Raw genomic sequence first — 11178 nt, forward strand, 5'->3', positions numbered from 1 at the left:
ATGCTGGACGAGAACCGCCGCATCATGATGCCCCTGCGCTCCATGAAGATGAAGGACAGGGACGTCCTGCGGGGCGAGCAGTACGAGTTCCCGCCGCCGCAGCTGAGCCCGATGGACCTGACGGCGGAGGCGCTGAAGGCCCTCTTTGCAAATTCGGACCGGGACGTGGTGAGGACGCTGGCCACGGAGACGAGCATCGGCGGCATGTACGCCGAGGAGGCGCTGGCGCTGGCGGGCGTGGACAAGAATAAGCCCGCGAAGAGCCTGGTGGATAGCGAGGTCCAGCTCGTCCTCAACGGCCTGAGCGAGCTGTTCAGGCCCATCAGGGAGGGAAATCTCAGGCCGAACATCGTGATCCGCGACGGCAAGGAGATCGACGTCCTTCCCATGGAGCTGAGCCGGTACGCGAACGACCAGAAAGTCTACTTCGAGTCGTTCAATAGGGCGCTGGACGAGTATTACGGCAAGCACATCGTGGCCGAGGCAAAGGCCGAGGTCGTGGAGAAGAAGGCCGAGAAGCTCGGCGTGCTGGAAAGAAGATTAAAGCAGCAGGAAGAGGCCATCGCCAAGTTCGAAAAGGAGGAGAAGGAGAACGTCCGCAAGGGCGAGCTGATATACGCCGAGTACGCGGCGGTCGAAGACGTTATCAAGGTCATCAGGGGCGCCCGCGCCAGGGGCATGTCGTGGGACGATATCCGCAAGGTCCTCAAGGATGCCAAAAAAGCGGGCAACACCGCGGCATCCATGATACAGTCCGTGGACCAGGCGGCTAACACAGTCACCGTGAAGTTCCCCGAAGCGGCCATCAGCATCAACATTGACCTTACGGTTCCCCAGAATTCACAAACTTACTACGATAAGGCCAAGAAGGTCCAGTCCAAGAAGGACGGTGCCCTCAAGGCCATCGAGGACACGAAGCGGATGATGGCGAAGGCGATGCCGCAGGAAAAGCCGGCCGATGCACAGAGGCCTGTCGTCAAAATGAAGCCCCGAAAGCCGAAGTGGTACGAGAAGTACCGGTGGTTCTTCACGTCGGACGGCTTCCTTGTTATAGCGGGCCGGGACGCCGATCAGAACGAGGAGCTCGTCAAGAAGTACATGGACAAGAAGGACATTTTCTTCCACGCGCAGGCGTTCGGCGCCCCCATAACCATCGTTAAGACGGAGGGCCGGGAGATCACGGAGGAGACCCTCGCCGAGGTGGCCCAGTTCGCCGTATCCTATTCGTCGGTATGGAAGTCCGGCCAGTCTTCGGGGGACTGCTTCTGGGTCCGCCCGGAGCAGGTGAGCAAGACGCCCGAGTCGGGCGAATACGTGGCCAAGGGAGCGTTCATCGTCCGGGGTGAGCGGAACTACGTCAGGAACGTGGAGACGAGGGCGGCCTCAGGCATCCGGTTCGACGAGACCGGGTGCTACGTCATCGGCGGACCGGTAGCCGCCGTAAAGGCGAGGGCGAAATACAGCGTCGTCGTCGAGCCCGGCGAGTTCAGCCAGGGCGATATAGCAAAAAAGATCTACCGCTACTTCCTGGAGCACGCGGGCGAAGACGACGCGAAGGCCATCCGCCAGGCGGCTTCGCCCGATAAAGTGTCGCCTTTCCTGCCGCCGGGAGAGTCGAGGATCGTAACATGAAGGTCAACAAGGAAGATCTCAGGGGGGATTATGGGGAGATATCGCTTACCCCCGAGTCTCTCGACGACCTCTGGCATCTAAAATACGTCATAGAGCCAGGCGATACGGTCTTTTCGCTGACCTTTCGGGTCCTGGACAGCGCCACCGATAAGCTCAGGCCCGAGAAGATGGACAAGAGGCCCGTGAGGCTGGGCGTCAGGGTGGAGTCCGTGGAATTCCATAAGTTCTCGAATCGCCTGCGCATCAAGGGCATCATCATCTCCGACCTGGACACGGGCATGTACCACACGCTCAACATCGAGCCGTATTCTGAATTGTCGATCATCAAGCACTGGAAGCCCGACCAGATCGAGCGGATACGCGATGCGATCGAGGAGGCGAAGCTGCCCGAGATAGAGATCGTCACCATCGAGGAGGGCGAGGCCGCCATAGGCTTCCTGCGGCAGTACGGTGTGGAAGAGGTCTCCAGGATAAGGCAGTCGTCCTCCGGCAAGCGGGAGGGCACCGACGCGAGGGCCGAGTTTTTCGGCGAAGTGGCGGCGCAGCTTAAGAACGCCGACAGGGTCAAGACCTTCGTGGTCGCCGGCCCCGGCTTCATCAAGGACGACTTCGTGAAATTTTTGAGGAACAACGCAAAAGAGGCCGCCGACAAGGTCATTGTCGAGGATACCTCGTCCATTGGCTCTTCAGGCTTCCAGGAGGTGCTCCGGCGCGGGGCCATCGAGCGCGTCGCCGAGGAGATGCGAATATCCAGGGAAGCAAAGCTCATCGAGCGCCTCCTGGTAGAGATCGCGAGCGACGGCAAGGCCACCTACGGGTACCGGCAGACGAAAGATGCCGTGGGCCTCGGCGCCGTGGAGGTGCTGCTTATCGCCGACGAGACGCTGCGGAACTACCGGGAAAAGGGCGAGGCCGACATCGAGCGCATGATGAAGTCCGTCGAGCAGTCCCGGGGTAAAGTGGTCATTTTTTCGACGGAGTTCGAGCCAGGCCAGCGCCTGGAGAAGCTGGGTGGCGTGGCGGCGCTCCTGCGGTTCAAGATTAGCGGGCAATAGCCGGATGACGGCCAGTCCAGCCTTTATTATGCTGAAGCCAAATAATATATGAGATTAAGGAGCATTTAGACTAGAGGTCACCCGTGAATAACCCGCTGAGCGATTCCATCGGCATCATGAGAAAGGACTGGAAACTGCTTGCCGGCCTCAACGTTCTTTATCTCTGCGTGCTCCTCATCGGAGCCGTGCTGGCCCTGATCAGCCCGGGCCTGCAGATGTCCATGGTCCAGTTTTTGGGCGCCGATACCATCAGCGGGTCGCTGAGCACGCCGGCCAACATTACGGACTCCCTCATGGCCAGCATCAGCGGCCTGGCCTCGAGCTTCGGCCTGAACACGCTGGGGCTGATCACCATACCGTCGGCGGTATTACCATTATGGGGGCCCATAATCGGCTCGGCCCGGTTTTTTATCTGGGGCGTTTCCTATGTCTTACCCCTGGAAGGCGTGATGACGATGCGGGACCTGCTGCCCCAGTACGTGGCCATGCTGCTCCAGGGAGAGGCGTACATCATAGCCATTTTCGCCTGCGTCCGGCAGATGGTCGTCGCCGTCGATTACATAGATGCCGGCTTCCGATGGATGCTCCGGATGTACGCCCGCGCGGTCGCCGAAAACTTAAAGCTGCTAGTCGTCGTTTTTATATTACTTGCCATCTCCGCCGTATACCAGGCGTTCATCATCCCGGTACTCAACGGCATACTATAGGAAAACGGTTATAAATTCATGAAAGCTTAAGTATCATAATACGGTCAGAGGTTGAAAGTGAGGGATATAAGATTTTTTAATGGCTTCAGCGGCGCCGTAAAGCTGCCTTCCATGGGCCGCCCGCTGATAAAAAATGGCCGGCGCATCGGGCGTAACATCCTCGATGCCACGGGAGACTACGAGGAGCAGGTACTCAGCGTAATATCAGGCCGCCAGCTCCACCGCATCGACATCTACCCGAATGCGGACTACAAGACGGGAATCTATAAGGCATCGGAGGCCGCGCCGGGCATAGAGCCCATATTTTATAAATGTGAGAATCTGATACCCTACGGCAAGGAGTACTGGTTCGCGATCTTCACCTCGATGGATAAGAAAAAGAACCCGATGCAGCTCATCGTGACCTTCGGCCGGAGGAACTCCCGCAAGTCGGTGATCGACAACGTGGAGATCCTGGGAGACAGCCCCGGCAACGGCACGACCCGCATGGGGGGTTTCGCCTGGTGCTATGACGGCAGGAAAAAGCTCGTCGTGCCCACCGTGGAGACGATGACCAGCGTCACGGACCATTCGATCGTATCGGCCGGCGAAGGCCTGAGCATCGACATCTCGGGAAATGTGCCGCAGTTCAGGGTGAGGGTCGACAGCAATGCCATCAAGTGCGACTTCAGCCTGACGAAGCCGGCCTCGGGCTATGACACGGAAGTGCTGAACGAGCTCAAGATGCGGCTGAACTATCAGGTGTATAACCTCTACTACGATTTCACCGGTACCCTCAACGGCCGCGAGTACAGTGGCAGGTGCTATTTACAAAAGGTCATCCTCATGACGCCGATGGTCCCCTGGTACTGGTCCCGTTTCGAATTCCGGGACGGCTCGTACTTCGTGTTCTTCAAGCCGTACTTTGGCAGCCGTGACATGAACTACTCGCTGAGGAATAAGGGCGCCTTCTACTCGGCTTCGGAGGATAAGCTCTACTGGGTCTATAACATCGATGTGAAGCACGATAACCTCATGAAGAGCTGGAAGATCACCAGCAAGGGCAACGGCTACTCGCTGGCCGTAGTCGCCAGGACCTACGCGGACCACGGCTTCAACTTCCGCCACGGCGGGATCTTTAACTATAACGAGCACATGGTCAACGTCACGAAGTTCGATTTCAAGGCCGATGGCCGGAAAGTCAACCTCAGGAAGCTGGGCACAGGCGCCGGCATCGTCGAGGAAGCCACAGGGCTGCTCATCTAAGCGCCAGGGACTTTCGTTCTCATTTTTATAAATTGGCTGATAATAGCTTTCGATTGCTAAACAAGCAATTATTATGCATTAAAAAGCGAAATAATTTATATATTATGTCCAGTTTACCCAATAAATTGTGGGATAAACGAGAAAAGATATATACTATAATTTATTTGTTTAATTCTGATAAACATGATGAGCGAGAGGCGTATAAAGGTCGACTTTCCCGACATTGACATCACGCCCGATGACATATCGGGCTATTATATGGACGCGGGCGCGGACATCGTCCAGAGCGGAGAAGTCCCCGACGTGGACGCGTTCATCCGGAACCTGGAGGAGTATAACCGGCTCCAGTACCGGCTGATGGATAAGACCGACCGCCTCTGCGAGTCCATGGAGCGCATGCTCGACAACGAGTTCGTCATCGTCAACGACCTTAATCCTATTTTCGAGGAAGTGGACGAGATCACTGAGCGCATGGAGGATATGAAGTACTTCATCCCCCGGGACGAGGTCCTGGAGGTCCTCGAACGATACCTGTCCCTGCACCAGAGGCTCTTCGATAAGCCCGTCTTCTACGTGGAGGCCGGGTGGGACGTCATACAGGACTACGGCCTGTAATCTTTTTCTAATTCTTGTATGCTTTTCGGATTATACTATTGCTCTGGCTATTTTGTATTCTCGCTTTTTCTCCTCTGTCCCTGTGGTTAAGGACACTCCGGGAAGGCATAACGGGTAAATCAGATTGTATATTGTAAATGCAATTCGAGCCGGGATGTTAGAGCCGCTTGAGGCGTATCTGCCCCTGCTCAAGCCGGGCCACAAAAGGCTCGAAGCTCTTCGCATAGGGAGCCTTCCGGACCCGCAGCAGCGCATAGCCGCCATAGCCCCAGACATCGACAAAGCCGTCCGAGGCGGCCGATATATTCGAGGACAGCGGGCCATCGGCAGACGGGCCGCTAAAGACGATCAGAAGCTCGCCCTTTTCACGGGCCCTGCTCCGGGAAAATTCCAGCGCTTTCCAGGCGCCGGCAATGCCGGACCATCTCTCCATGCTTCCCGCATCAGCGATGATCCGGATGCGCTTTCCTTTCACCAGACGCTGACGCGACACGGGCACGCCGGCATTTTCGCCCATCTCCACTGAAACAATGAAATCCTTAATCTTATCAGCCGCGGGAAGGCCGAACGGATCCACGATGGCCAGGCGGCCTTTAAGCTCGCCCTCTGCCCCGAAACGCCACCGGAACGCTTCAAGAGAGAAGTCGTCCGCCGCCGAAGCAAAATACACGAGGCTGTCGCCGGAGGCGAGCGTTTCCCGTACCATCGTGTCCATGAGAGGACGGCAGAGGGACTCGTACCGGACGATAAAATGCCAGGTGGAGCCATAAGGCATCCCCGAGATGATCTCGTCCAGGTCTGTAACCCCTGTCTTTGCTGTCTCGACCTCGGGCGGGCTGCCGGTGCCCGGGGCCAGCACCGTGATGCCGTCATTTGAAATATTATACAGATACCGCCCGAAGCAATGCTCCTGCCCCCGGAGCTTGACGACTTCAAGGGTTTTAACGGCGATGCCGGGGCCGCCCTGGACTGCAATCTCCTGCTTCCCGAGGTCGACGATATCGTCGACCAGCATGCGCTCGATGCCGTCGCCCTCCGCGGTGAAAATTGTCGTACAGCCCGATCGGGAAGCCCATCCCAGGAACAGGAGCAGCTTTCTTCGGCGCTCCAGGTCATCGCCGGTGAATAGGCGTATGGAGCTGATGGAATCGACTACCAGGTGGTCGATGCGGTGGGAGCTCACGCGCTCCTGGACGATATCGTAAATATCGCCCGCATATTCGCCCTCCGCTATGGTGCCGAGCGAATAGTCCCAGAACTCTACGAACCCTCCCTCTTCCCGGGGCCCGTAGAAGTCGAGGTTGACGCCGGTCCTGACCAGGTTGAGGTCAAAGAAGGACATCGTCGACGCGAACTTGTTGATGGAGTACAAAAGCTCATGGGTGCTCACGAACAGCACGCGCCCGCCCTTCCGGGCCTGGTTGAACGTGTACTGCAAGGCCATCACAGTCTTACCAGCACCCGGGGGGCCGGATATGAGCATGGTCGAGCCCTTCGGTATGCCCCCGCCGAGGAGCGTGTCTAATCCCGCGATATCGGTCTTCACCGTGGCCAATCCCATGCTCTGACATCCCTCAAAATTGTATTATAATGATTGGACAATGTTAATATAAGTATTTTAAGTACGGCCTTCAGGCTGCGCATGTCGAGGGAGGCGTTTCGGCGCGAGCGTTAAAAAACGAATATTTATATACTAATGTGCCCAATAAATATAATCTAACCGATAAAAACCGGGGACAATGGTATGAAGATCGACAAAATGAACAAAAAGATACTCAACATCCTCCAGCAGTCCGGCAGGATGACCTACAAGGACGTCGCTAAGAAGATCGACCGGGCCCAGTCCACGGTTCGTGACAGGATAGGCATTATGGAAGAGGAGGGCGTCATCAAAGGCTATACGGTCGTAATCAACAAGAAGAAGGCCGGCCTGGATTGCTACGCCATCATCAAGTGCAAGGTCGACTCGGGCAGGCTGGACGAAGTGACCCGTAAGCTAAAGCGCGTGGACAACGTCCTGCAGGTCTACCACACGAGCGGCGCATACAACCTCACGTTCCTCATCGCCACCTGGGACTACGACGAGTTGAAGCGCATACTAAAGGAAAAAGTGGCCCCGATGGGAATAAAGGACTACGAGACGATCATCATCATGGAGTCCATCCGTGAGATGTCGTACGTGGACATCCATTAAAGTCAATTTTTATTTACTTTATTATCGGTCTCGACGGCCTCGTACTTGAGCGGCGTCTCCAGGATCTTTTTCGTGGTCAGTATAGTGTTCGTGTTGAGCACGCCGCCGATGCTGGAAATATTTCCTATGATCTCCCGTAGCACGTCCACGTTGTTCGTCCTCAGCTTCAGCATGAGGTCAAATGGCTCCAGAGTCTCGTATATCTCGAGTACTTCGGGCATGATCATGAGCTCGGCAATGACGTCCTCTTTCTTTTTTCCGGTGAGCGCGCTGCGCTCCAGCTCGATGCCCACGAAGGCCACGGTCTTCAGGTCGAGGATGATCGGATCGAATAGAATGGTGAAACGCTCGATGACGCCCCCGTCGACCAGTCGGTTAATACGCTTATGGATAGTGGAAGGCGAAACGTTCAACTCGTCCCCGATACAGGCGAGGGGCGTGTTGCTGTTCTCGCAAAGCTTTCGGATGATGTAAATATCCGTTTCGTCCAGGTTGCCCTTAAATTTTGAGCTCATTGATCGAGCGCTCCGGTATGATATTATAAACAATAGCTTATTATACTTATATATACCTTTCCTAATCTAGTAAATTTATTATCATATTTGGCCATAATATTATAAATTTTTATCAAGTATCCGCTTACGTGGCAGAACTATGGCGATTGTCCTCTTTGTAGGGTAAATATTATATTTACGTTATTTCTTCGGGGGACTGTTAAGCGTACGCTTGCCTAAATACCGTATGCCGTGCCCCTGTGGCTCAGCTGGTCAAAGCGGATTACTAGTAATCAGCGCGTCGCAAGTTCAAGTCTTGCCGGGGGCTCCCACTACATAGGCTGGTAATTCCTTTTTATCCTTAGCTAATTCTCCTGCCTGCGACTTCTCCGGTGATATAGCCCGCTTTGGCTTCTATGCCATGTTATTGTGGAGCTTATCGCTTCGGTTTTTCAACACTAAAACACGAAAATTTATTATATCCCACGTAAGGGCACGAGCATCTCTAAGGCCCATGCTTTAGTGTCAAAACATAAAACAATATCTCAAAGAGACGAACCTCTCCAAGAAAATGAAACACAAGAGAAAGCATTCACTTACATGCCGTTCTTGTGTTTCAGTCTTATAGTGATTTGGGGCTCTAGGGATGTTGTTTTGTGTTTTGAACGCCCGGCATGAGCTTTTGTGATGTTCGTGTCCTTACGTGGGATATAAAAATAATTCGTGTTTTAGTGTTGAAAAACCGGAGGCTGTACGTGCATCGCTAAAGCGGTAAAGGATTAAGCGCGAGAGCCCAGTTATACCGCGGGCACTTCGATGAACCGCTCCATGATGCGGTTCGTGGTCAGGATGGTGTTGGTCGCCATGATGCCGTCGATGGCTGCGATGCTCGTGATGACACTCCTTAGCTTTTCCACGTTCTTGGTGCGCAATTTCAAGATCAGGTCGAAGGGCGCCAGCGTCTCGTGGATCTCCACCACGTAGGGGATGCCCGACAGGCTGGAGAGCACTTCTTCCTTCTTCTTGCCCATGAGCGCGTCCCGCTCCAGCTCGATGCCCACGAAGGCCACGGTCTTTAAATTTAAAATCATCGGGTCGAAAAGTATGGTGAAGCGCTCGATGATATTATTCTCCTTCAGGCTGTTGATGCGCTTATGAACCGTGGACGCGGAAATGCCAAGCTCCTTCGCGATATCGTTCAATGAGGCGGAAGAGTCCTGGCAGAGTTTCTCTATGATCTTAATATCGACGGCATCGAGGTCCTTGACAGATTTATACGCCATAATCCTCAAAAATCCTAATTAGTGGCTTGGATTGAAAGTGTTCGTCATATAAATAGCGAAAGAAGTGTGATAAAATAAAAGAAAAATCGGTGTTTTTATAAAAATTATGTTATATGGCGCGTAGTATATCCAATAATTTTCCATGAAGGGCTTGCCACGTTCTTTTTTTACCGTATATCTTAAAATGATGCGCACGAAGACGATTTAAAGAGAAATTTGAATTCACGCCTGTTTATTTTAACATTAATTTACAGATAACATTTATATATGACGATATTTGCTATGGCATATTCTGCCGATAATGACATGTGCGATCGTTAATCATCCGGTATTCACATATAAACTTTTTTATATATTGGTCGGTTTTTTTACCAGGCATGCCATAAATGAACAACATTGCGGCATAAGCGTACCATTATCATATACTTTATATAAAATCGCTAATTATTCGATTTATTCAATATAATCCGCTATATTTTAAGACAAAGCTGATGCCCTTACGTATATTAGTGAATTGCTAGGGAATAAACCCCTTATCGGACAAGCATTAGCAGGAGGAAATTGATGAAGAATAAAGTCTTAATAACACTTATAATGATCTCGGCAATGGTACTCAGCGCTACTATGGCCATGGCCGCGAGCTGGAGCGCTATGGGAACAGTAGACTCGGGTCAAGGCTGGACCGTGACCCAGGGCAGCTTCGAAGGTATGTTCACCTCTATGGAAGGCGTCTATGCATCATCGGGCACTGCCAGGGCAGTCCACCCAATAACCGTGGGCAGCGACGGGAATTTTTCAGTCTCGATACCCTTCAAGCTACAGAGCAATGGGACTTCGGCATACGTCGGTATCAGCACGGCCTCAACCGCCTCGGATACCTCCGGGGATATGCTGATCGGTAACGCCCAAAACGACGGGCCATTAGGAGTTTGCACAGGCGGTAATGTCAATAACATCGCTGCCTTTGATCCTGAGATACCCGCCAGAGGATCTGATTACGTGTATACTGCGACGATAACCTCAACTGACAATGGCCAGACCGCCGATTTCAGCATTGCCGGCTGGGGCTACCCGGCAACATTATCTTTGAGCGGCCCGCCGAAGTATATCGTGTTATACCTGGTCGATGGCGACGTCCAGGATCCTTCATTCATGACCGTGCCAGTTGTAACGAGCGTTACATTCAATACGGGCGCATCCGTAAATCCGTCTCCCAGCCCATCGCCTTCGGCAAACCCGTCCCCGACGAATATTAACATGGATCTCCAGGGCATCCGAGACTTCTACGCCCACCAGCCGGTCGTCCACATGTCGAACCAGTCCGTAATCTACAACCCGGACGGCACGATCAAGCAGGTCATCACCGGCACGCAGACTACGACCCCGGCCGTCTCGGCGACCCCCACGGTCAAGCCCAATGTGACCACGACTGCGACTCCCGTGCCGGTCACCCCCACGGCCGTAGCCCCGACGACAGCCGCACCCACGAAGAGCCAGTCCCCGGGATTCGAGATCGTACTGGCTGCAATGGGCATGATCGCCGCGCTGGCGCTGATCACGCGGAAGAAGAAATAAGTAAATAGCTGCTTATGCCCGCAACAGGCGGGTATAAGCTTCCTTTTTTTGCTGTGTTGAATAAGTCAAGTTTTGTTAATTAGTAAATGATTACTAAGCTAGTTAATTTTTAAAAAAATTTGTTGTATTGAATTACTCCCGTATTTTAAGCTTTTTAAGAGCACGGAGGGCACTATTTTTCACCACAAAGGCACGAAGAGCACGGAGGCTCACAAAGTTTTCTTTTTAGATTAAGTTACAAAGGACACAAAGCTGGTTCATTGGCGATCAGGGCACGAAGGATACAAGGGCATAGTGGAATGAGCAAGAGCACTTTTTGCCCCTGTGCCTTCTTATCCTTTGTATCTTAGAAGTTCAAAAAGCGGCTCTGTGCCCTTT

10 protein-coding genes and 1 tRNA gene are annotated in these 11178 nt (G+C 53.4%); 8 read left to right on the forward strand and 3 right to left on the reverse strand.

What is annotated here, in order from left to right; genetic code table 11:
* The 5 genes from rqcH to VMC84_RS02955 all read left to right on the forward strand — a co-directional run.
* A partial coding sequence (gene rqcH / locus VMC84_RS02935) for a ribosome rescue protein RqcH (protein WP_325377976.1) occupies positions 1 to 1632 on the forward strand: 1632 nt, incomplete at its 5' end.
* On the forward strand, positions 1629 to 2687 hold the full coding sequence (locus tag VMC84_RS02940; protein ID WP_325377978.1) for an mRNA surveillance protein pelota: 1059 nt from the start codon (positions 1629 to 1631) through the stop codon (positions 2685 to 2687). The genes rqcH and VMC84_RS02940, both read left to right, overlap by 4 nt.
* Positions 2688 to 2770: 83 nt before the next feature.
* A complete protein-coding gene (locus VMC84_RS02945) occupies positions 2771 to 3394 on the forward strand; it encodes a hypothetical protein (RefSeq protein ID WP_325377980.1) in 624 nt (207 codons plus the stop codon).
* A gap of 57 nt (positions 3395 to 3451) precedes the next feature.
* A complete protein-coding gene (locus VMC84_RS02950; protein ID WP_325377982.1) occupies positions 3452 to 4639 on the forward strand; it encodes a hypothetical protein in 1188 nt (395 codons plus the stop codon).
* 183 nt (positions 4640 to 4822) lie between these two features.
* Positions 4823 to 5254 carry a hypothetical protein gene (locus VMC84_RS02955; protein ID WP_325377984.1) on the forward strand — a complete coding sequence of 144 codons (432 nt, stop codon included), beginning with the start codon at positions 4823 to 4825 and terminating at the stop codon, positions 5252 to 5254.
* A gap of 157 nt (positions 5255 to 5411) precedes the next feature.
* Here the strand turns inward: VMC84_RS02955 and VMC84_RS02960 are convergent, their stop codons facing one another.
* Entirely contained in the window at positions 5412 to 6815 is a 1404-nt protein-coding gene (locus VMC84_RS02960) for an RAD55 family ATPase (protein ID WP_325377986.1), read from the reverse strand.
* Positions 6816 to 6998: 183 nt separating this feature from the next.
* On the opposite strand from VMC84_RS02960, the gene VMC84_RS02965 reads away from it, so the two are divergent.
* Entirely contained in the window at positions 6999 to 7448 is a 450-nt protein-coding gene (locus VMC84_RS02965) for an Lrp/AsnC family transcriptional regulator (protein WP_325377988.1), read from the forward strand.
* Positions 7449 to 7450: 2 nt separating this feature from the next.
* On the opposite strand, the gene VMC84_RS02970 is transcribed toward VMC84_RS02965, so the two are convergent.
* Positions 7451 to 7963: an Lrp/AsnC family transcriptional regulator gene (locus VMC84_RS02970; RefSeq protein ID WP_325377990.1), complete on the reverse strand. Its 513-nt coding sequence runs from the start codon at positions 7961 to 7963 to the stop codon at positions 7451 to 7453.
* Positions 7964 to 8196: 233 nt separating this feature from the next.
* Here VMC84_RS02970 and VMC84_RS02975 point away from each other — a divergent pair.
* Positions 8197 to 8270: transfer RNA gene (locus VMC84_RS02975), tRNA-Ser, on the forward strand.
* 469 nt (positions 8271 to 8739) lie between these two features.
* Here VMC84_RS02975 and VMC84_RS02980 read toward each other — a convergent pair.
* The gene (locus VMC84_RS02980; RefSeq protein WP_325377992.1) at positions 8740 to 9225 is read right to left on the reverse strand and encodes an Lrp/AsnC family transcriptional regulator; all 486 of its coding nucleotides are present in this window, start codon (positions 9223 to 9225) and stop codon (positions 8740 to 8742) included.
* A gap of 564 nt (positions 9226 to 9789) precedes the next feature.
* Here VMC84_RS02980 and VMC84_RS02985 point away from each other — a divergent pair.
* Entirely contained in the window at positions 9790 to 10800 is a 1011-nt protein-coding gene (locus tag VMC84_RS02985) for a PGF-CTERM sorting domain-containing protein (RefSeq protein ID WP_325377994.1), read from the forward strand.
* Positions 10801 to 11178: the final 378 nt, after the last annotated feature.

Source organism: Methanocella sp. (assembly GCF_035506375.1).
In the GTDB taxonomy this organism is placed as follows: Archaea; Halobacteriota; Methanocellia; order Methanocellales; family Methanocellaceae; genus Methanocella.

Bases quoted from the DNA above. Each gene is read 5' to 3' on its own strand.
- VMC84_RS02940 (WP_325377978.1), top strand. From the start codon at position 1,629: ATGAAGGTCAACAAGGAAGATCTCAGGGGGGATTATGGGGAGATATCG.
- VMC84_RS02955 (WP_325377984.1), top strand. From the start codon at position 4,823: ATGATGAGCGAGAGGCGTATAAAGGTCGACTTTCCCGACATTGACATC.
- VMC84_RS02960 (WP_325377986.1), bottom strand. From the start codon at position 6,815: ATGGGATTGGCCACGGTGAAGACCGATATCGCGGGATTAGACACGCTC.
- VMC84_RS02965 (WP_325377988.1), top strand. From the start codon at position 6,999: ATGAAGATCGACAAAATGAACAAAAAGATACTCAACATCCTCCAGCAG.
- VMC84_RS02970 (WP_325377990.1), bottom strand. From the start codon at position 7,963: ATGAGCTCAAAATTTAAGGGCAACCTGGACGAAACGGATATTTACATC.
- VMC84_RS02980 (WP_325377992.1), bottom strand. From the start codon at position 9,225: ATGGCGTATAAATCTGTCAAGGACCTCGATGCCGTCGATATTAAGATC.
- VMC84_RS02985 (WP_325377994.1), top strand. From the start codon at position 9,790: ATGAAGAATAAAGTCTTAATAACACTTATAATGATCTCGGCAATGGTA.